General features: G+C 67.8%; 35 protein-coding genes. 1 reads left to right on the top strand and 34 read right to left on the bottom strand.

Annotated features, from left to right (window positions below):
* Positions 1 to 25: 25 nt before the first annotated feature.
* A complete protein-coding gene (locus HYZ11_06560) occupies positions 26 to 1,216 on the top strand; it encodes a CoA transferase (protein MBI3127248.1) in 1,191 nt (396 codons plus the stop codon).
* 190 nt (positions 1,217 to 1,406) lie between these two features.
* Here HYZ11_06560 and ald read toward each other — a convergent pair whose 3' ends face one another.
* The 34 genes from ald to tuf form a co-directional block, all read right to left on the bottom strand.
* Positions 1,407 to 2,519 carry an alanine dehydrogenase gene (ald, locus tag HYZ11_06555; GenBank protein ID MBI3127247.1) on the bottom strand — a complete coding sequence of 371 codons (1,113 nt, stop codon included), beginning with the start codon at positions 2,517 to 2,519 and terminating at the stop codon, positions 1,407 to 1,409.
* Positions 2,516 to 2,944, bottom strand: a complete 429-nt coding sequence (locus HYZ11_06550; GenBank protein MBI3127246.1) for a PaaI family thioesterase — start codon at positions 2,942 to 2,944, stop codon at positions 2,516 to 2,518. Before HYZ11_06550 ends, ald begins: the two co-directional genes overlap by 4 nt.
* 79 nt (positions 2,945 to 3,023) lie before the next feature.
* A complete protein-coding gene (gene rplQ, locus HYZ11_06545) occupies positions 3,024 to 3,455 on the bottom strand; it encodes a 50S ribosomal protein L17 (protein ID MBI3127245.1) in 432 nt (143 codons plus the stop codon).
* An 8-nt stretch (positions 3,456 to 3,463) separates the two neighbouring features.
* Positions 3,464 to 4,477 carry a DNA-directed RNA polymerase subunit alpha gene (locus HYZ11_06540; protein ID MBI3127244.1) on the bottom strand — a complete coding sequence of 338 codons (1,014 nt, stop codon included), beginning with the start codon at positions 4,475 to 4,477 and terminating at the stop codon, positions 3,464 to 3,466.
* 71 nt (positions 4,478 to 4,548) lie between these two features.
* Complete coding sequence (gene rpsD, locus HYZ11_06535; protein ID MBI3127243.1) at positions 4,549 to 5,181, bottom strand: 30S ribosomal protein S4; 633 nt, start codon at positions 5,179 to 5,181, stop codon at positions 4,549 to 4,551.
* 32 nt (positions 5,182 to 5,213) lie between these two features.
* On the bottom strand, positions 5,214 to 5,618 hold the full coding sequence (gene rpsK, locus HYZ11_06530) for a 30S ribosomal protein S11 (GenBank protein ID MBI3127242.1): 405 nt from the start codon (positions 5,616 to 5,618) through the stop codon (positions 5,214 to 5,216).
* A gap of 21 nt (positions 5,619 to 5,639) precedes the next feature.
* Complete coding sequence (rpsM, locus tag HYZ11_06525) at positions 5,640 to 6,017, bottom strand: 30S ribosomal protein S13 (GenBank protein ID MBI3127241.1); 378 nt, start codon at positions 6,015 to 6,017, stop codon at positions 5,640 to 5,642.
* Positions 6,018 to 6,042: 25 nt separating this feature from the next.
* Positions 6,043 to 6,156 (bottom strand): 50S ribosomal protein L36, encoded by a 114-nt coding sequence (rpmJ, locus tag HYZ11_06520; GenBank protein MBI3127240.1) that lies wholly within the window; start codon positions 6,154 to 6,156, stop codon positions 6,043 to 6,045.
* A gap of 15 nt (positions 6,157 to 6,171) precedes the next feature.
* The gene (gene infA / locus HYZ11_06515; GenBank protein MBI3127239.1) at positions 6,172 to 6,465 is read right to left on the bottom strand and encodes a translation initiation factor IF-1; all 294 of its coding nucleotides are present in this window, start codon (positions 6,463 to 6,465) and stop codon (positions 6,172 to 6,174) included.
* Positions 6,462 to 7,214, bottom strand: a complete 753-nt coding sequence (map, locus tag HYZ11_06510) for a type I methionyl aminopeptidase (GenBank protein MBI3127238.1) — start codon at positions 7,212 to 7,214, stop codon at positions 6,462 to 6,464. The genes infA and map overlap by 4 nt, the downstream gene beginning before the upstream one ends.
* 1 nt (position 7,215) lies before the next feature.
* On the bottom strand, positions 7,216 to 7,851 hold the full coding sequence (locus HYZ11_06505) for an adenylate kinase (protein MBI3127237.1): 636 nt from the start codon (positions 7,849 to 7,851) through the stop codon (positions 7,216 to 7,218).
* A complete protein-coding gene (secY, locus tag HYZ11_06500; GenBank protein ID MBI3127236.1) occupies positions 7,848 to 9,170 on the bottom strand; it encodes a preprotein translocase subunit SecY in 1,323 nt (440 codons plus the stop codon). Before secY ends, HYZ11_06505 begins: the two co-directional genes overlap by 4 nt.
* A complete protein-coding gene (gene rplO, locus HYZ11_06495; GenBank protein ID MBI3127235.1) occupies positions 9,167 to 9,673 on the bottom strand; it encodes a 50S ribosomal protein L15 in 507 nt (168 codons plus the stop codon). Before rplO ends, secY begins: the two co-directional genes overlap by 4 nt.
* Positions 9,674 to 9,688: 15 nt before the next feature.
* Complete coding sequence (rpmD, locus tag HYZ11_06490) at positions 9,689 to 9,874, bottom strand: 50S ribosomal protein L30 (GenBank protein MBI3127234.1); 186 nt, start codon at positions 9,872 to 9,874, stop codon at positions 9,689 to 9,691.
* A 12-nt stretch (positions 9,875 to 9,886) separates the two neighbouring features.
* Positions 9,887 to 10,423, bottom strand: coding sequence for a 30S ribosomal protein S5 (rpsE, locus tag HYZ11_06485; protein ID MBI3127233.1), 537 nt, complete (start codon positions 10,421 to 10,423; stop codon positions 9,887 to 9,889).
* Complete coding sequence (locus HYZ11_06480) at positions 10,423 to 10,803, bottom strand: 50S ribosomal protein L18 (GenBank protein MBI3127232.1); 381 nt, start codon at positions 10,801 to 10,803, stop codon at positions 10,423 to 10,425. The genes rpsE and HYZ11_06480 overlap by 1 nt, the downstream gene beginning before the upstream one ends.
* Positions 10,804 to 10,821: 18 nt before the next feature.
* On the bottom strand, positions 10,822 to 11,367 hold the full coding sequence (gene rplF / locus HYZ11_06475) for a 50S ribosomal protein L6 (GenBank protein ID MBI3127231.1): 546 nt from the start codon (positions 11,365 to 11,367) through the stop codon (positions 10,822 to 10,824).
* A gap of 10 nt (positions 11,368 to 11,377) precedes the next feature.
* On the bottom strand, positions 11,378 to 11,779 hold the full coding sequence (gene rpsH, locus HYZ11_06470; protein ID MBI3127230.1) for a 30S ribosomal protein S8: 402 nt from the start codon (positions 11,777 to 11,779) through the stop codon (positions 11,378 to 11,380).
* A 16-nt stretch (positions 11,780 to 11,795) separates the two neighbouring features.
* Positions 11,796 to 11,981, bottom strand: coding sequence for a type Z 30S ribosomal protein S14 (locus HYZ11_06465; protein MBI3127229.1), 186 nt, complete (start codon positions 11,979 to 11,981; stop codon positions 11,796 to 11,798).
* A 20-nt stretch (positions 11,982 to 12,001) separates the two neighbouring features.
* Positions 12,002 to 12,544, bottom strand: a complete 543-nt coding sequence (gene rplE / locus HYZ11_06460; protein MBI3127228.1) for a 50S ribosomal protein L5 — start codon at positions 12,542 to 12,544, stop codon at positions 12,002 to 12,004.
* 31 nt (positions 12,545 to 12,575) lie between these two features.
* On the bottom strand, positions 12,576 to 12,911 hold the full coding sequence (gene rplX, locus HYZ11_06455) for a 50S ribosomal protein L24 (GenBank protein MBI3127227.1): 336 nt from the start codon (positions 12,909 to 12,911) through the stop codon (positions 12,576 to 12,578).
* A 10-nt stretch (positions 12,912 to 12,921) separates the two neighbouring features.
* Positions 12,922 to 13,290, bottom strand: a complete 369-nt coding sequence (gene rplN / locus HYZ11_06450) for a 50S ribosomal protein L14 (protein ID MBI3127226.1) — start codon at positions 13,288 to 13,290, stop codon at positions 12,922 to 12,924.
* Between the two features lie 24 nt (positions 13,291 to 13,314).
* Positions 13,315 to 13,578, bottom strand: coding sequence for a 30S ribosomal protein S17 (gene rpsQ / locus HYZ11_06445; protein ID MBI3127225.1), 264 nt, complete (start codon positions 13,576 to 13,578; stop codon positions 13,315 to 13,317).
* Positions 13,579 to 13,581: 3 nt separating this feature from the next.
* Entirely contained in the window at positions 13,582 to 13,791 is a 210-nt protein-coding gene (rpmC, locus tag HYZ11_06440; protein ID MBI3127224.1) for a 50S ribosomal protein L29, read from the bottom strand.
* Entirely contained in the window at positions 13,788 to 14,207 is a 420-nt protein-coding gene (gene rplP / locus HYZ11_06435; protein ID MBI3127223.1) for a 50S ribosomal protein L16, read from the bottom strand. The genes rpmC and rplP overlap by 4 nt, the downstream gene beginning before the upstream one ends.
* Positions 14,208 to 14,228: 21 nt before the next feature.
* Positions 14,229 to 14,903 carry a 30S ribosomal protein S3 gene (rpsC, locus tag HYZ11_06430; GenBank protein MBI3127222.1) on the bottom strand — a complete coding sequence of 225 codons (675 nt, stop codon included), beginning with the start codon at positions 14,901 to 14,903 and terminating at the stop codon, positions 14,229 to 14,231.
* Positions 14,904 to 14,921: 18 nt separating this feature from the next.
* A complete protein-coding gene (gene rplV, locus HYZ11_06425; GenBank protein MBI3127221.1) occupies positions 14,922 to 15,257 on the bottom strand; it encodes a 50S ribosomal protein L22 in 336 nt (111 codons plus the stop codon).
* Between the two features lie 16 nt (positions 15,258 to 15,273).
* Complete coding sequence (gene rpsS, locus HYZ11_06420) at positions 15,274 to 15,558, bottom strand: 30S ribosomal protein S19 (protein ID MBI3127220.1); 285 nt, start codon at positions 15,556 to 15,558, stop codon at positions 15,274 to 15,276.
* A gap of 26 nt (positions 15,559 to 15,584) precedes the next feature.
* Positions 15,585 to 16,415 (bottom strand): 50S ribosomal protein L2, encoded by an 831-nt coding sequence (gene rplB, locus HYZ11_06415; GenBank protein MBI3127219.1) that lies wholly within the window; start codon positions 16,413 to 16,415, stop codon positions 15,585 to 15,587.
* An 18-nt stretch (positions 16,416 to 16,433) separates the two neighbouring features.
* The gene (gene rplW / locus HYZ11_06410) at positions 16,434 to 16,721 is read right to left on the bottom strand and encodes a 50S ribosomal protein L23 (protein ID MBI3127218.1); all 288 of its coding nucleotides are present in this window, start codon (positions 16,719 to 16,721) and stop codon (positions 16,434 to 16,436) included.
* Position 16,722: 1 nt separating this feature from the next.
* Positions 16,723 to 17,367, bottom strand: a complete 645-nt coding sequence (gene rplD / locus HYZ11_06405) for a 50S ribosomal protein L4 (protein MBI3127217.1) — start codon at positions 17,365 to 17,367, stop codon at positions 16,723 to 16,725.
* An 8-nt stretch (positions 17,368 to 17,375) separates the two neighbouring features.
* The gene (gene rplC / locus HYZ11_06400; GenBank protein ID MBI3127216.1) at positions 17,376 to 18,089 is read right to left on the bottom strand and encodes a 50S ribosomal protein L3; all 714 of its coding nucleotides are present in this window, start codon (positions 18,087 to 18,089) and stop codon (positions 17,376 to 17,378) included.
* Between the two features lie 16 nt (positions 18,090 to 18,105).
* Positions 18,106 to 18,414, bottom strand: coding sequence for a 30S ribosomal protein S10 (gene rpsJ, locus HYZ11_06395; protein ID MBI3127215.1), 309 nt, complete (start codon positions 18,412 to 18,414; stop codon positions 18,106 to 18,108).
* A 76-nt stretch (positions 18,415 to 18,490) separates the two neighbouring features.
* Positions 18,491 to 18,630: elongation factor Tu (gene tuf, locus HYZ11_06390; protein ID MBI3127214.1), on the bottom strand; the 140-nt coding region annotated here is incomplete at its 5' end.

The raw sequence follows: 18,630 nt of genomic DNA, 5'->3' as shown, positions 1-18,630 counted from the left end.
ACCCGCTCAAGGAGAGACGCCTCACATGCCCGCACCGCTCGTTGGCATCCGGGTCCTGGACCTCACCCGCATCCTGGCCGGCCCCTACTGCACCATGATGCTGGGGGACATGGGGGCCGAGATCATCAAGGTCGAGAACCCCGACGGCGGAGACGACACCCGCGCCTGGGGGCCTCCCTTCCTGAACGGCGTGAGCACCTACTTCATCTCGATCAACCGCAACAAGAAGAGCGTCACCCTGGACCTGAAGAAGGAGAGGGGCAAGGCCCTCCTCGCCGGCCTCATCCGCGCCTCGGACGTGGTGGTGGAGAACTTCCGCCCCGGAACGCTGGACAAGCTGGGCTTCCCCTGGGAGGAGATCCACCGCCTGAACCCGCGCGCCGTCTTCTGCTCGGTGTCGGGCTTCGGCCAGACCGGCCCGCGGAAGAGCGAGCCCGGCTTCGACGTGGTCATCCAGGGCGAGGGGGGCGTCATGAGCCTGACCGGGGAGCCGGACGGCCCCCCCGCCAAGGTGGGCGCCTCGGTCGCCGACATCACGGCGGGCATGCTGGCCGCGAACGGCATCCTCCTCGCCCTCTTCCACCGCGAGCGCACCGGAGAGGGCCAGATGGTGGACGTGGGGATGCTGGACGGCCAGGTGGCGCTCCTCACCTACCACGCCACCGGCTTCTTCGCGACGGGCAAGGTGCCGCCCCGGCGGGGCAACAGGCACCCCTCCATCACCCCCTACGAGACCTACAAGTGCCGGGACGGCTACTTCAACCTCGGCGTGGGGAACGACAGCCTCTGGCGCCGCTTCTGCGACGCCATGAGCCTCACGGACATCAAGCAGGACCCGCGCTTCGCCGTGAACGCTAACCGGGTGGGGAACCGCGAGGCCCTCCAGGCCATCCTCGACCCCTTCTTCGCCGCCCGGGATCTCCAGCCCACCCTGGCGGCGCTGCGCAAGGCGGGGGTGCCCTGCGGCCCCATCAACACCCTCGACCAGGTGTTCGCCGAGCCCCAGGTGCTCGCCCGGGAGATGGTGGTGGAGGTGGACGTGCCCCAGGCGGGGCGGACCAAGGTCACCGGCGTCCCCATCAAGCTCTCGGCCACCCCCGGCGCCGTGCGCACCCCGCCCCCCTCCCTCGGCCAGCACACGGACGAGGTACTCGAATCCGTCCTCAAGCTGGACGCCGCCGCGCGGAAGAAATTGAGGGACGAGGGGGTGGTGTAGAAAGAGTGCGACGGACGGGAATTTCTGTAGGGGCGAGGCATGCCTCGCCCCTACAGACAAAAGGGAAACGCCCCTGGATGTCATTCCGAGCGAAGCGAGGAATCTGCTTCTCTATTTTTAACGCACAAAGAACCAAAAGCAGATTCCTCGGGCTCACGCCCTCGGAATGACAGGGCCTATGGCCTCCCTCCTAAACCACCTCCTCCACCCTCGCGTACTTCATCCCCAGCGCCTCGGCGACGGCGGGATGGGTGATCCGGCCGCCGGCCGCGTTCAGGCCTCCGGCCAGCTCGGGCAGGGCGCGGAGGGCCTCGGCTGCCCCCAGGTTCGCGAGCTCCAGGGTGTAGGGCAGGATGGCGGCGGAGAGGGCAAAAGTGCTCGTGCGGGGGACGCCTCCCGGCATGTTCGCCACCCCGTAGTGGATGACGCCGTCCACCACATAGGTGGGCTTGGAGTGGTAGGTGGGGCGGATGGTCTCGACGCAGCCTCCCTGGTCCACCGCCACGTCCACGATGACCGAGCCCGGGTTCATCTGCTTGACGAGCGGGCGCGGCACGAGGAGGGGCGCCCGGGCGCCGGGGAGAAGGACAGCCCCGATGAGGATGTCCGCCCCCCGCACCGCCTCCCGGATGGAGAACCGGGTGGACGTGAGGGTCTTCACCCGGCCCCCGAAGATGTCGTCCACGTACTCCAGCCGGGAATGGTTCACGTCGAGCACCGTGACGTCGGCGTTCAGCCCGACGGCGATCTTGGCCGCGTTCTTCCCGACCATCCCCGCCCCCAGGATGACCACGTTCCCCTTCGGCACCCCCGGCGCGCCGGAGAGCAGCACTCCCCGGCCCCCCATGCTCTTCTCCAGGTACTTCGCGCCCTCCTGGACGGCCATGCGGCCCGCTATCTCGCTCATGGGCTGGAGGAGGGGGAGGGAGCCGTTCGGGGTGCGCACGGTTTCGAAGGCGATGGCCACGACCTTCTTCTTCAGGAGGACCCGCGCGAGGGTCTTGGCGGCGGCCAGGTGCAGGAAGGCGAAGAGAATCTGGCCCTCCCGCATGCGGGCGTACTCCGGCCTGAGCGGCTCCTTGACCTTGACGATCATGTCGGACTGGCGCCACATCTCGTCCGCCGAGAGGGCGATGCGCCCGCCCACGTCCTCGTACTCCTTGTCGGCGATGCCCGCCCCGGCCCCCCCGCCCTTCTCGACGAGGACGGTGTGGCCCGCCGCCGCGAGGGCCTCCACGGCGCCCGGCGAGAGGGCGACGCGGTGCTCGTCCTTCTTGATCTCCTTGGGGATACCGACGATCATGACCATCCTCCCCGTCCCGGGTCGACCACGTGGAAGACGCTCTCGGACTCGGCGACCGTGCCGCCGTCCCCGGCGCGCAGGGCGAGCCCCCGCAGGGTGACGAAGCGGCCCTTCGCGGCCTTGAGCCTCCCCTCGAGGATCAGCGGCGTGCCCACGGGCACCGGCTCGCGGTAGCGGATCTCCCCCCGCGCGGTGTAGGCGCGGGCCCCCCGCAGGAAGAGCCAGTTCGCCATCACGTCGTCGAGGGCGCTGAAGAGAATCCCTCCGTGGGTCACGCCGTCGTAGCCCTGGTGGACCGCCTGCGGCGTGAACTCGCTCCGACACACCTCCCCCTCCAGGCGGAAGGCGAGCTTGAGGCCGATGGGATTGGCGGGGCCGCAGACGAAGCAGCCGTCCGCGTCGGGGCGGCCGCGCGATCCGGTCATTCGGGGCTCCTTTCGCAAAAAAAAAGAGGGAGAGCCGCTGGACCGGGCTCTCCCTCTCCTCCGCCGGTGATAAACGCCGCTAGGAGCCGGCCTGGCCCCCTTCGGCTTCCTGCTTCTTCTGGCGCCGCTCCTGCTTGGCCTTCTCGCGCGTGGTGTCACGGTCCACCAGCTCCAGGAACGCCATCGGAGCGGAGTCGCCGGGGCGGGGCGGCAGGCGCAGGATGCGCGTGTAGCCGCCGGGCCGCTCCTTGTAGCGGGGGCCGATGGTCTCCAGGAGCTTCTTCACCGAGGCCGGCGTCATCAGGTAGGCCGCCACGAGGCGCCGTGCGTGGAGACCGCCCCGCCGGCCGATGGTGATGATCCTCTCGGCGTGGCGGCGCACCTCCTTCGCCTTGGCGAGGGTGGTCCGCACGCGCTCCTCGTCGATGAGCGAGGTGACGAGGTTCCGCGTCATGGCGATGCGGTGCTTGCTGGTGCGGCCCAGCTTCTTTCCGGTCCTGAGGTGTCGCATGACTTCTCCTAGCCTTCCTCGCCCGGCCGGTTCAGGTCCTGCGGATTGATCCGGAGCTGGGACAGGTCCATCCCGAGGGAGAGCCCCATCGAGCTGAGGATCTCCCGGATCTCATTCAGGCTCTTGCGGCCGAAGTTGCGCGTCTTGAGCATCTCGGCCTCGGTCTTCTGGACGAGATCGCCCAGCGTGTGGATGCGGGCGTTCTTGAGGCAGTTGTAGCTGCGCACGGAGAGCTCGAGCTCCTCGACGCTCCGGCGCAGGTTCTCGACCAGCTTCTGGCGCCGCTCGTCCACCTCGGGCGTCTTAGGCGCCTCCTCTTCCTCGAAGTTGATGAAGATCTGGAGGTTGTCCTTCAGGATTTTCGCCGCGTGAGCCACGGCGTCCACCGGGGCGATGGTACCGTTCGTGACCACCTCGAGGATGAGCTTGTCGTAGTCGGTGACGTCGCCCACCCGGGTCTTCTCGACCCGGAAGGCGCACCGGCGGATGGGGGAGAACACCGAGTCCATCGGGATGAACTGCGGCCCCAGGTTGGCGTCCGCGTTCCGCTCGGCGGGGACGTAGCCCCGGCCCGCGTCCACGATGAGCTCCATGTCCAGGTTCGCCTCCTCGTTCAGGGTGGCGATGTGGAGGCCGGGGTTGAGGACGCGCACCCCCGGCCGCGACTGGATGTCGCCCGCCTTGAACTCGGCGGCCGAGCCCTTGTGCTGGTAGGTGAGGCGCAGAGGGAGCTGGTCCGTCTCCACCTTGATGACCACTTCCTTCAGGTTCAAGATGATGTCGGTCACGTCCTCCATCACGCCCGGGATGGAGGAGAACTCGTGGTAGACGCCCTCGATCCGCACCGCCGTGAAGGCGGCGCCCTGGAGCGAGGCGAGGATCACGCGCCTCAGCGCGTTCCCGAGGGTGGTCCCGTAGCCCCGCTCCAGCGGCTCTGCGACGAACCGGCCGAACGTGTCCGTCAGCGATTCTTTTTCCGTCTCCAGGCTGGACGGCTTGACCAAGTCCGCGTATTGACTCATGTGCCTATGCCCTCCGAGCGGCGATCCGCCCCATGTCCTGCGGCTGCGGCGGCGCCTGCCGCCCTCGGCGATTACTTGGAGTAGAGCTCGACGATCTGCTGCACGTTGATATCGAGCTGAACGTCCGCCAGCCCGGGCAGCTCGACTATCCTCGCCTGCATGTCCGTCAGGTCCACGTCCAGCCAGGCCGGCACGCCGCGCGCCTTCCCCTTCTCGGCGCTCCGCTGGACTCCCTCGACCTTCTTGCTCTTCTCCTTGAGGGAGACGACGTCACCCTTCTTCAGCAAATAGGCGGGCCGGTTCACTTTGCGGCCGTTGACGGTCACGTGGCTGTGCGTGACGAGCTGCCGCGCCTGCGGCCGGGAATCGGCCAGGCTGGCACGGTAAAGCACGTTGTCGAGGCGGGTTTCCAGGAGCCGCATGAGGTTGTCTCCGGTGACTCCCTTCTGCCGCGACGCCTCCCCGTAGTAGCGCCGGAAGGGGCGCTCGAGCACGCCGTAGACGCGCCGGACCTTCTGTTTCTCCCGGAGCTGCTGGCCGTACTCGCTTACCTTGCTTCGGATGCGGGCGGCGCCGTGCTGCCCCGGCGGAAACGCGCGCTTCTCGACGGAGCACTTGTCCCCCAGGCAGCGATCGCCCTTGAGAAAGAGCTTCATTCCCTCTCGGCGGCACAAGCGGCAGACAGCTTCTTTGTATCGAGCCAACCCGGTTTACCCCCCTCTCTCTTGCCCCGGCTCTACACCCGGCGCCGCTTGCGCGGCCGGCAGCCGTTATGCGGAATCGGCGTCACGTCGCGGATGAGCGAAACCTCCAGGCCCGCGGCCGCCAGGGAGCGGATGGCCGCCTCCCGGCCGGAGCCCGGCCCGCTCACCAGGACCTCCACCGAGGTCACCCCAAGGTCGAGCGCCTTTTTGGCCACCGAGGCGGCCGCCATCTGGGCGGCGAAGGGCGTGCTCTTGCGCGAGCCCTTAAACCCCTCGGCCCCCGCCGACGCCCAGCAGACGACGTTCCCGCCGGCGTCGGAGATGGTGATCATCGTGTTGTTGAAGGTGGCCAGGATATGGGCCTGACCCTTGCCGATGGCCCGGCGCTCCCGGCGCCGCTTGCTCCCCGGCCGCTTTCCCTTGCCCGCTTGCGCCAACTCTGATCCTCCTCGCGTGGCCTACTTCGTCTCTTTCTTCCTCGATCCCACGGTCTTGCGCGGCCCCTTGCGGGTGCGCGCGTTCGTGTGGGTGCGCTGCCCCCGCACCGGCAGGCCGCGCCGGTGCCTGAGGCCGCGGTAGGAGCCGATGTCCATGAGGCGCTTGATGTTCATGGACACCCGGCTCCGTAGATCGCCCTCCACGGTGTACTGGCGCTCGACAAGCTCGCGCAGGGCCTGGATCTGCTGCTCGGTCAGGTCCTTCATCTTCGTGTGGACTGGGATTTTCGCGTCCCCGGTTATCTTCAGCGCGGAGGGACGCCCGATGCCGAAGATGTAGGTGAGCGCGATCTCCACGTTCTTGTCGTTCGGGATGTCCACCCCCGCGATGCGTGCCATCGCCTTCTCCCTCCAGCGCCGCCGGCTAGCCCTGGCGCTGCTTGTGTTTGGGATTGGTGCAGAGGACGCGGACGACGCCCTTGCGCCGAATCACCTTGCACTTGTCACAGATAGGCTTCACCGAACTGCGCACTTTCATGGCTTCATTCCTCGGCTACTTGTAACGGCTCGTGATCCGCCCCCGCGTCAGGTCGTAGGGCGACAGCTCCACCTTCACGGCGTCGCCCGGCAGGATCCGGATGAAGTTCATCCGCATCTTGCCGGAGATGTGCGCCAGCACCTTGTGCCCGCCCTCGATCTCGACCCGGAACATGGCGTTGGGCAGCGTCTCGGCCACGACCCCGTCGATCTCGATGACGTCCTCTTTCGGCGCCCTTTCCTCGCGCTCGCGCGGGGGGCGCCCCTTCCCCCTGGAGCCACCCCCGGACGACCGGCGCGGCTTTCTCATGAGGCCAGGCTCAGCACGTCCGGCCCGTCATCGGAGATGGCCAGCGTGTGCTCGAAATGGGCCGAGAGCTTGGAATCGGCCGTTACCACGGTCCACTCGTCGCCGAGCACCTTCACGTCCGCCACCCCCGCGTTGAGCATCGGCTCAATGGCCAGCACCATGCCCGGCTTGAGCTCGGGACCCGTCCCGGGATCGCCAAAATTGGGGACCTGGGGCTCCTCGTGAAGGTTCGTCCCGATGCCGTGCCCGACGTAGGCCCGGACCACCGAGAAGCCCGCCTCCTCGGCGTGCGCCTGGATGGCGTGCGAGATGTCGAAAAGGCGGTTGCCGGAGCGCGCCTTCTCGATCCCTCTCACGAGGGCCTGCTCGCAGCAGCGGATGAGGCGCCGCGCCGCGCCGCTCACCTGCCCCACCGGGAGGGTGGCCGCGTGGTCGCCGTAATAGCCGTTCAGCTTGGCGCCGATATCGATGCTGATGATGTCCCCCTCCTTGAGTTTCCGCTTGGACGGGATGCCATGCACGACCTCCTCGTTCACCGAGGCGCAAATGGTGTGCCTGTAACCCCGGTAGCCCTTGAAGGCCGGCTTGGCGCCCATGTCGAGAAGGAGCTTCTCGGCCAGGGCGTCCAGCTCCAGGGTGGTCACTCCCGCCTTCACGACTTTTCTCAGTTCCTTCATCACCAGCGCCACGGCCCGGTTGCTGGCCCGGAGCTTCTCCACCTCCTCCGGAGAGCGAAGCATGATGGCCATGTCACGCCAGCACCCGGGCGATTTCGCCCTCCACACGCTGCGCCACCCGCTCCACCGGGCCCGTGCCGTCGATCTCGAGGACCTTGCCCAAGGTGCGGTAGAAGTCCACGAGCGGGGCCGTGTGCTCCTCGAACACCTTCAGGCGGTGCTCCACCGTGCTGCTCATGTCGTCGTCGCGCTGGTAGAGGTCGCCTCCGCAGACCGGGCACAGGGAGGTGTCCACCTTCGGGAAGACCGACTTGCACTTGCGGCAGGTCAGTCTCCCCGCCAGCCGGGCCATGACCTCCTCTCTCGGCACCTGGAGGTATACGACCGCGTCGATCCCATCGCTCAGGTCGCGCTCGAGGGCGCGCGCCTGGTCCACCGTCCTCGGAAAACCGTCCAGGATGAACCCCTGGGCGCAGTCGGGCCGGCTGACCCGTTCCTCGACGATGGAGATGATCACGTCGTCCGGGACCAGTTGGCCCTTCGTGAGATGCCCCTGGACCCGCTTCCCCAGCTCCGAGCCCTCGGCCACCGCCTCCCGGAGCATGTCCCCGGTCGAGATCTGCGGTATGCCGTAGAACTTGCTCAGCAGGATTCCCTGCGTCCCTTTTCCCGAGCCGGGAGGACCCAGCAATACGAGCTTTACGCTCACCCTGTCCTCCCGCGGACGCGGCCTCTCCTCAGGAAACCCTCGTAGTTGCGCATCACCAGGTGGCTCTCGATCTGCCTCTGGGTGTCCACCGCCACCCCTACCACGATCAGCAGCGCCGTGCCCCCGAAGAAGAAGGGAACGTTGAACCACTGGATGAGATAGGTGGGCAGGATGACGATCGCGCTCAGGTAAATAGCCCCCAGGAAGGTGAGGCGGCTGAGCACCCGGTCGATGTATTCGGCCGTCGGGCGCCCGGGCCGCCGGCCGGGAATGAAGCCGCCGTACTTCCGGAGGTTCTCCGCCACATCCATCGGATTGAAGATGATGGACGTGTAGAAGTACGCGAAAAAGAAGATCAGCGACGCCGTGAGGACCACATACACCCAACCGCCGCGGGTGAGCTGGGCGCTCAGGTCCCGCATCCAGGGGACGCCGGAAAATTCGGCGATGGTGGCCGGAAAGAGGATGATCGAACTCGCGAAGATCGGGGGGATGACGCCCGAGGTGTTCACCTTGAGGGGGAGATGGGTCTCCTGCCCCCCCGCCATCCGGCGCCCCACGATGCGCTTGGCGTACTGCACCCGTATTCGCCTCTGTCCCGCCTCGAACCACACCACCAGCCCCACGACGCCGATCATCCCGATGACCAGCAGGATCATCACGAAGGGCTGGATCTCCCCCGTGCCCATCAGCCGGAACGAGTTGAAGATCGCGCTGGGCAGCCCGGCCACGATCCCCGCGAAGATGAGGAGCGAGATGCCATTCCCGATGCCGCGTTCCGTGATCTGCTCGCCCAGCCACATGATAAAGGCCGTGCCCGCCACCAGCGTCAGGACCGTCAGAAGCCTGAAGCCCCAGCCCGGATCGGGCACCACCAGGGCGCCCGTGGGCGCCGTCATCCGCTCGATGCCGATGGCGATCCCGAAGCCCTGGATGGTGGAGAGCACCACCGTGCCGTAGCGGGTGTACTGGTTGATCTTCTTGCGTCCCGCCTCGCCCTCCTTCTTGAGGCGCTCGAGGTGGGGGATGACCACCGTCAGCAGCTCCAGGATGATGGAGGCGCTGATGTAAGGCATGATCCCCAGCGCGAAGATGGTGAGCTGGCTCAGGGCGCCTCCGGTGAAGAGGTCGAAGAACTGCATGATGGTGCCGCCGCCCCGGGAGAGCTCCTGGAAGAAGGCGGCCAGCGCCACCGTGTCGATGCCCGGCGTCGGGATGTGCGCCCCCACGCGGTACACCGCCAGGATTCCCAGCGTGAAGAGGATGCGGTTCCTCAGCTCGGGAATCTGGAAAATATTGGGGACGGCCCCTTCCCTCACGCGCTCGCTCCCTGGGCGGCCTTCAGCGGAATCACCTCGACGCTGCCGCCCGCGCCCTCCACCTTCTTCCGGGCCGACTCGCTGCAGGCCTGGACCTTCAGGTGCAGGGCCCGGCTGACTTCGCCCGTCCCGAGCAGCTTCACGCCGTTGGCCGCGAGCTTGCGGACCAGGCCGCTCGCGCGCAGGGCCGCCGCGTCCACGGCGGACCCTGCCTCGAAGCGGTCCAGCCGGCCCACGTTCACCTCGGAAAAATCCTTGGCGAAGATGTTCCGGAAGCCCCGCTTGGGCAGCCGCCGCTGGATGGGCATCTGGCCGCCCTCGTAGCCGGGCTTCTTCTTGTTGCCCGAGCGCGCCTTGGCGCCCTTGTGGCCGCGGGTGGAGGTCTTCCCCATTCCGGAGCCCGGCCCGCGCCCCACGCGCTTGCGGCTGTGGGTGGCGCCCGGCTTCCCGCGCAGGTCGCCCAGGCCGGTCACGCGCCCTTCGCCTTGGTTTTTATCGGCCATCGTTCCTCCGGGGGCCTAGGCCCCCTCCTCCACGTCCACCAGGTGCTTCACCTGGAAAATCAAGCCCCGGATGCTGGGGTTGTCCTTGCGGTACACGCTCTGGTTGATCCGCCGGAGCCCCAGGCCCCGGAGCGCCTCGCGGTGAACGGGCTTCGAGCCCGAGACGCTCTTCTTCAGGGTGATCTTGATCTGATCCGCCATCGCCGCCGCTCCTTAGGACCGGGCCTGAGGGGCGCCCGCCGCCGCGACGCCGCGGACCGAGAGCACCTCGTCGCGCTTGCGCAGCGACTTCAGTCCCGCCAGGGCCGCCTTGGCCGCGTTGTGCGGGTTGCTCGTCCCGATGCACTTCGTGAGGATGTCCCGCACCCCGGCCACGTCCAGCACCGCGCGCACCGAACCACCGGCGATGACGCCCGTCCCCCGCGCGGCCGGCTTGAGGAGGACCCGTCCCGCCCCGTAGTGCCCCAGCACCTGGTGGGGAATCGTGTCCCCGTCCAGCGAAACCCGCACCATGGACTTGCGGGCCCGCTCGATGCCCTTGCGGATGGCCTCGGGCACCTCGTTCGCCTTGCCGAGGCCCAGCCCCACCTGGCCCTTGCGGTCGCCCACCGTCACCAGGGCGCTGAAGCTGAAGCGCCGGCCGCCCTTGACCACCTTGGCCACGCGGTTCACGAAGATGACGCGGTCCACGAACTCCCGCTCTTCGGGCTCCGGCTGGTTCCTGGGACCACCCCTCGGTTCACGCGCCATCAGAACTTCACCCCCGTCTCACGGACCCCGTCGGCCAGGGCCTTCACCCGGCCGTGGTACAGATAGCCGTTCCGGTCGAACACCACCTGGGCGACGCCCTGGGCCTTCGCCCGATCGCCCAGCAGCTTGCCCACGATGGCGGCCCCGGCCCGGTTGCCCGCGTGCACCTTCTCGGCGGACCCAGCCTGCGCCGCGAACGCCTCCTCCCGCGAGGAGGCGGACGCGATGGTGCGGCCCGTACGATCGTCGATCAGCTGGGCGTAGATGTGCTTTCCGCTGCGGAAGACGGTGATGCGGGGCCGGTCGGCCGTCCCGCTCACCCGCTTGCGCACCCGCGCCTTGCGGGCCTGCCATGCCAGCTGCTTTTTCGCCACAGCCACCGTTCAGTCCTCCCCGGGCTAGACGCCCGCCTTGCCGACCTTGCGGCGCACGTACTCGCCCGTGTAGCGGATTCCCTTGCCCTTGAAGGGCTCGGGGGGCATGATGCGCCGGATTTCGGAAGCCACGTAGCCGACCACTTCCTTGTCGATGCCCTTCACCTTGATCGCGTTCCGCTGGCGGTCGCTCTGGACCTCGAAGGCGATCCCCTCGACGGCCTCGACCCGCACTTGGTGCGAATAGCCTACGCTGAGGACGAGGCCCTTGCCCTGGGCCTCCACCCGGTAGCCAAGGCCGACCACCTCGAGCTCCTTCTCGTAGCCCTTGGAGACGCCCTCGACCATGTTGGCCAGGAGGGTCCGCGTGAGGCCGTGCAAGGACCGGTCGAGCCGCCCGTCGGTGGGCCGGCTCACCGTCACCCGGCCGCCGGCCACCTCCACCTTCATGCGCGGGTGGACCTGGCGGCTGAGAGAGCCCTTGGGCCCCTTGACCGTGACGGCTTGGCCATCCACCTTCACCTCGACCCCCGCCGGGAGGGGGATGGGCATTCTTCCGATACGGGACATTACGCAGCCCTCACCAAATCTCGCAGATCACCTCTCCTCCCACGCCCTGCGCCCGGGCTTCCTCGTCCGTGAGGATTCCCTTGGGGGTGGTGAGGATAGCGATCCCCATGCCGTTCAGCACCTTGGGAATGTCTTCCTTGCCCACGTACACCCGCCGCCCCGGCTTGCTCACCCGCCGCAGCCCGTTGAGGGGGTTCTTGCCCTTCACCGGGGACTTCAGGCTGATCACCAGGAGCTCCTGCCCGCCCTGGCCAGGCTTCGAGTCGTAGCTCTGAATGAAGCCCTGCGCCCGGAGGATGCCGAGAATCTCGCCCTTCATCCGGCCGGCCGGGACCTCCACCCTCGTGTGGCCGGCCCGCGCCGCGTTGCGGACGCGCGTGAGAAGGTCGGCGATAGGATCGGTCATGCTCATGTCCGCGCCCCTCCTCTCACCAGCTCGACTTCGTCACTCCAGGGATCTCTCCCTGGAGGGCGAGGTTCCTGAAGCAAATCCTGCACAGCTTGAAACGCCTCAGGTAGCCGCGCGGCCGCCCGCACCGCAGGCAGCGGTTGTGGAAGCGAACCCCGAACTTCGGCTTCTGAAGCTGCTTGGCGATCTTGCAAAGCTTGGCCAAATCCGACCTCCCGCCCCTTGTCAGTTCGTCCGGAAGGGGACCCCAAGCAGCCGGAGCAGGGCCCTTCCCTCTTCGTCCGTCCGGGCGGTGGTGGAGATGACCACCCCCAGGCCGCGCGCCTTGTCCACCTTGTCCACGTCGATCTCCGGGAAGATGAGCTGGTCCCGGATGCCGATGCTGAAGTTCCCCCGCCCGTCGAACGACTTCGGGCTCAGGCCGCGGAAGTCCCGCACGCGGGGAAGCGCCACGTTCACGAGCCGGTCGAGGAAGTCCCACATCCTCAGGCCGCGGAGCGTGACCATCGCGCCGATCGGCATCCCCGCCCGCAGCTTGAAGTTGGCGATGGACTTGCGGGCCCGCGTCACCACCGGCTTCTGGCCGGAGATGATGGTGAGCTCGTTCACCCCGTTCTCCAGCACTGAGGCGTTCGCCACGGCCTCGCCCAGCCCCATGTTCAGCGTGACCTTGACCGGGCGCGGCACCTGCATGACGTTCTTGTAGCCGAACTCCTTGCGCAGCTGTTCCGTCACCTGGGTGCGGTAAAACTCCAGCATCCGCGGAATGTATGCCATTTCCCTACGCTCCAAGCGCTCGCTAGACCGTGTCCAGGAGCTCGCCGCTCCGCTGCGTCACCCGGACGCGGCGGCCGTCCTCCAGGCGCCTGCGCTTCACCCGCGAGGCCTTGGTGGTCTTGGGATCCACGGGCAGCACGTTGCTGATGTGGATCTTGCCCTCCCGCTCGATAATGCCGCCCTGCTGCCCCGCCTGGCGGGCCTTCGTGTGCCGCTTGATCATGTTGAGCTTCTCGACGATGACCCGGCTCTCCTCCTTGAGCACCCGGAGGACCTTGCCGCGCTTCCCCTTCTCCCGGCCGGAGATCACCTCGACGATATCGCCCTTCTTCACGTGCGTCTTGCCGCTTCCGCCCATCGGCGAAACCTCACAGGACCTCGGGGGCCAGGGAGACGATGCGCATGAAACGCTTGCGCCTCAGCTCCCGAGCCACCGGGCCGAAAATGCGGGTGCCCACCGGCTCGCGCACGTCGTTGATGATGACCACGGCGTTGTCGTCGAACCGGATGTAGGTGCCGTCCTCGCGGCCCGTCTCCTTCACCGTGCGGACCACGACGGCCTTGCGGACCTCGCCCTTCTTGACCCCGGCGTTCGGGGTGGCCTCCTTCACGGCGACCACAATGATGTCGCCCACGCCCGCGTAGCGCCGCCGGGTGCCGCCCAGGACCTTGATGCACTGGACCTTCTTGGCGCCGGAGTTGTCGGCGACGCTGCACATGGTTCTCATCTGGATCATCGGACCTGCCCTCTCTCCCGCCCGCTACTTAGAATGCTCGATCACCTCGAGCAGGCGCCAGTGCTTGCGCCGGCTGAGGGGACGGGTCTCGACGATGCGCACGAAGTCGCCGACCTGGAGCGCGTTCTCGGCGTCGTGCACGAGGTACTTCTTGCTCCGGCGGATGACCCGCTTGAACTTGGAGTGGGCGAACGTCCGCGTGACGAGCACGGCGGCCGTCTTGTCCATCTTGTTGCTGACCACCATCCCGATGCGGACCTTCCGGCGGCCCCGTTCGCTCTCCGGCATGCCTCACTTTCCTCCCGCGGGGGCCTGGGCCTCCCGCTGTTTCTGACTGGTGAGCACCCGGGCGAGGTCCCGCTTGAGATTCCGGACGCGGGCCGTGTTGTCGAGCTGCCCGGTCGCCTTCCGGAATTTCAGGTTGAAGAGTTCCTTCCGGATCTCGCCTTCCTTTTGAGCCAGCTCCTCGGGGCTCAGCTCATGCACCTGGGAGAACTTCACCGCGCCCCTCCTTGCGTGCTCACCACCCGCGTCTTGCAGGGGAGCTTGTGGGCCGCCAGGCGGAGGGCCTCCTTCGCCACGGCCTCGGTGACCCCGTCCATCTCGTAGAGGATGCGGCCCGCCTGCACCGGGGCGACCCAGGCCTCGGGCGTGCCCTTGCCCTTGCCCATGCGGACCTCGGCGGGCTTCTTGCTCACGGGCTTGTCCGGAAAAATCCGGATCCAGATGCGGCCGCCGCGCTTGATGTGGCGGGTCATGGCGATGCGGGCGGCCTCGATCTGGCGGGCCGTGATCCGGATCGTCTCCAGCGTCTGGAGGCCGAAGGTCCCGAAGGCGAGCTCCGTGCCCCGGGTCGCCGCTCCCCGCGTCCGTCCCTTCTGCTGCTTGCGGTACTTCGTCCGCTTGGGCTGCAACATGGCGCTGCCTGCTCCGTCTCTTTAAGAAGCCGTGGGCGCGGGCGTCTCGGCCTGCGGACGCCGCCGCGCCGACCGGATCATCTCGCCCCGGAAGATCCAAACCTTAACGCCGATGGCCCCGTAGGTGGTGCGGGCCTCGGCGAAGCCGTAGTCGATGTCGGCGCGCAGCGTCTGGAGCGGCACCCGGCCCTCGCGGTACCACTCGGAGCGGGCGATCTCCGCCCCGCCGAGGCGGCCCGCGCAGCGCACCTTGATGCCCTTGGCGCCGAAGCGGAGGGCGGAGGTGACGGCCTTCTTCATGGCCCGCCGGAAGGCGATGCGCCGCTCGAGCTGCATGGCGATGTTCTCGGCCACGAGCTGGGCGTCCACCTCGGCCTTCCGGACCTCCTTGATGTTCACGTAGATCTGCTTGCCGGTGAGCTCCTGGAGCTCGGCCTTGAGCTTGTCCACCTCGGAGCCGCGCTTGCCGATGATGATGCCCGGCCGCGCCGTCCAGATGTTGATCCGGGCGCGGTTGCTGGCCCGCTCGATCTCCACGCTGCTCACGCCGGCGTGGGTGAGGCGCTTCTTCACGAAATCGCGCACCTTCAGGTCGCCGTGCAGGAGGTCCGCGTAGCCCCGCTTGGCGAACCAAGTGGAAACCCAGCCGCGGGTGATGCCCACCCGGAACCCTACGGGATGAACTTTCTGGCCCATGCGTTCTCCCTCTCTGCTCTACTTACTCTCGCCGAGCACCACGTTGACGTGGCAGCTCCGCTTCCGGATGTGGTTCATGCGCCCCCGCGCGCGGGCCCGGAACCGCTTGAGGACGGGGCCCTGGTCCACCGTCACGCGCTGGACGACGAGGCTCTCCGGGTCGTCGGCCTGGCCGCGGTCGGTCGCGTTCGCCAGCGCGGAGCGGAGCACCTTGGCCATGGCCTTGGCGGAGGAGGCCGTCGAGAGGCTCAGAAGCGTCAGCGCCACGGAGGCGCGCTTGCCACGGATGAGATCGGCCAGCAGGCGCGTCTTACGCGGCTTGCCCCGGAGATGCTTCAGCGTCGCCTTGGACATCTTCCTTCTCCTCACCCTACTTCAGCGTGATGGCACGCTTGGTGATGCCGGAGTGGGACTTGAAGGTCCGGGTCGGCGAGAAATCGCCCAGCTTGAAGCCGACCATGTTCTCCGTCACGTACACCGGGATGAACTTCTTGCCGTTGTGGACCGCGAAGGTGAGACCCACGAACTCCGGCGTGATGGTGGAGCGGCGCGACCAGGTCCGGATCATGCGCTTCTCGCCGCCCCGGCCCTGGGCCTGGACCTTCTTCAGCAGGTGGTCGTCCACGAACGGGCCTTTATGCAGCGAACGGGCCATGGCTCTTCCTTCCCCCTCTCGGAATCCTACTTCTTGCCCCTGCGCCGGACGATGAACTTCGACGACGCCTTGTTCTTCGTGCGCGTCTTATAGCCCTTGGTGGGCTTGCCCCAGGGGGTGCAGGGATGGCGCCCACCCGAACTCTTGCCCTCGCCGCCTCCCAGCGGGTGATCGACCGGGTTCATGGCCACGCCGCGGACCACCGGCCGCCACCCCATCCAGCGGACGCGGCCGGCCTTGCCGATGCTCACGTTGGCGTGGTCGGCGTTGCCCACCTCGCCGATGGTGGCGCTGCAGGTCAGGTGGATCATCCGCACCTCGCCCGAGGCCAGGCGGAATTGGGCGTAGCGGCCCTCCTTCGCCATGAGCTGGGCGCTCACCCCCGCGCTGCGGGCGATGCGGGCGCCGCCGCCCGGCCGGAGCTCGATGTTGTGGCAAAGCGTCCCCAGGGGGATGCTGGCCACCGGCAAGGCGTTCCCCGGCTTGATGTCGGCCCGGGGCCCGGACTCCACCTTGTCGCCCACCTGGAGGCCCTTGGGGGCGAGGATGTAGCGCTTCTCGCCGTCCGCGTAGACCAGCAGGGCCACACGAGCCGAGCGGTTCGGGTCGTACTCGATGGCCCGCACCGTGGCCGGCACGCCGGCTTTCTCGCGCCGGAAGTCGATGGCGCGGTAGCGGCGCTTGTGCCCGCCGCCCCGGTGGTAGGCGGTGATGCGGCCGTTGTTGTTGCGGCCGCCCGACTTCGACATGCCCTGGGTGAGGGCCTTCTCGGGGGGCTTCTTCGTCAGGTCGTCCCGGACGAGGACCTCCTGGAATCGGCTCGCGGGGGTCACTGGCTTGTATCTCTTGACCGGCATTTCCTGAAGCCTCCGGGCCTAAGCCGTCTCGAAGAACTCGATCTTGTCGCCCTCTTTGAGGGTGACCACCGCCTTCTTCCAGGCGGGGCGCATCCCCGCCCGCTTGCCCATGCGGACCTGCTTGGCCGGCATCCACAAGGTGTTCACCTTGAGGACCGTCACCTTGAAGAGCTCCTCGACGGCCTTCTTCACCTGGGTCTTGTTCGCCCGCATGTCCACTTCGAACACCACCTTGTTGGCCGCCTCGGAGGACTGGATGCTCTTCTCCGTCACGCAAGGCCGCCGGATGATCTGCGTCGTCTCCATGTCAGCCCGCCAGCCTTTCCGAGCCCGTCAGCCTCTCGGCGATGGCCGTGAGGGCCGCTTTCGTGCACACGAGGGTTTCGTGCCACATGATGTCGTAGACGTTGAGCCCTTCCACCCGGATGGGCTTCGTGCCCGGGATGTTCCGCACCGAGAGGAGGAAGTTCGGGCGGTCGGCCTCGGTCACCATGAGGGTCTTGCCCTCGGCCTGGAGGCTGCGGAGGGCGCCCGTCATCAGGCGCGTCTTGGCCTCGGGCAGGTCGAAGTCCGCTACCACCTTGAGGCGTCCTTCCTTCCACCTCAGGTTCAGCGCGCTCTTGAGCGCCGTGCGGCGCGCCTTGCGGTTCACCTTCTGGTCGTAGCTGCGGGGCTTGGGGCCGAAGATGGTGCCCCCGTGCCGCCAGAGGGGCGATTTCACGTCGCCCGCCCGGGCGCGGCCGGTGCCCTTCTGCCGCCAGGGCTTCGCGTTCGTCCCGTGGATCTCGCTCCGCGTCAGCGTCGAATGGGTCCCGGCGCGGCGGCTGGCGAGCTGGGCCTTCACCATCTGATGGATGAGGTGGAGCTTCACCTCCCCGTCGAAGACGGCGTCGGGCAGCTCGAACTGCCCCACCACCTTGCCGCTCAAGTCATGCACGTCGATCTGGGCCATGTCCTTCCTCAGCCGCCTCGCGCCGCGCGCTTGGACGCCTTCAGCGGGTTCATGCTGCGGACCTGCTCCTTCGGTTTTTCCGCGGCGCTCCTCTTGACCCGGATGCTGCGGCGCAGGAGCACCACGCCGTTCTTCGGCCCGGGGACCGCCCCCCGGACCAGGAGCGCGTTCGACTCGGGCTGCACGTCCACCACCAGGAGCCCCTGGACGGTCTGCTGCACCGCCCCCATGTGCCCCGGGAGGCGCTTCCCCTTGATGATGCGGGAGGGGAAGGAGGAGGCGCTCATCGAGCCCGGCAGCCGGTCGAACATGCCGCCGTGGCTGCCCGGGCCGCCGCGGAACTTGTGGCGCTTGATGACGCCCTGGAAGCCCCGGCCCTTGGTCACGCCGGTCACGTCCACCCAGTCCCCGCGATCGAACACCGTCACGTCCACGACGCTGCCCGGCTGCAGCTCCTTGTCCTCCTCGGTCACCGGCACTTCCTTCACCACCCGGAAGGGCTGGACGCCCCCCTTCTTGAAGTGCCCGAGCTCGGCCTTCGAGAGGCCCTTCTCCCGGCGGGGCATGAAGCCCAGCTGGACGGCCTCGTAGCCGTCCTTCTCCCGCGTCTTGCGCTGGACGACCGTGCAGGGGCCGACCTCCACCACCGTCACGGGCACGGGACCGCCGTCGGGGGCGAATACCTGGGTCATGCCCGCCTTGCGGCCGATGATATAGTCCATCTTCCCGAATCTCCCGCTAGTTCAGCTTGATCTCGACGTCCACGCCGGCGGCCAGGTCGAGCTTCATGAGCGCGTCGACCGTCTGCTGCGTGGGGTCGAGGATGTCCACCAGGCGCTTGTGCGTCCGGATCTCGAACTGCTCGCGCGACTTCTTGTCGATGTGCGGGCCGCGCAGCACGGTGTACTTGTTGATGCTGGTCGGCAGCGGCACGGGCCCCACCAGCGTGGCGCCCGTCCGGCGGACGGTGTCTACAATCTCCGTCACCGACTGGTCCAGCAGCCGGTGATCGTACGCCTTCAGGCGGATGCGGATTTTCTGACTCATCTCTGTCCCTGTTTCTCCGTCTCGTCCGGCGGGTCGGCCCGCCGCGCCTGTCCAGCTGCCCAGCCTGCCTAAAAAGCTACTCGACCACCTCGGAGACGACGCCGGCGCCCACGGTGCGGCCGCCCTCGCGGATGGCGAAGCGCAGCTCCTTCTCCATGGCGATGGGCGTGATCAGATCCACCGTCAGCGCCACGTTGTCCCCGGGCATGACCATCT

Source organism: Candidatus Tectomicrobia bacterium (assembly GCA_016192135.1).
Classification (GTDB): Bacteria; UBA8248; UBA8248; order UBA8248; family UBA8248; genus 2-12-FULL-69-37.
Note: the sequence above shows the minus strand (reverse complement) of the source record. Positions and strands in the feature narration are given on the sequence as shown.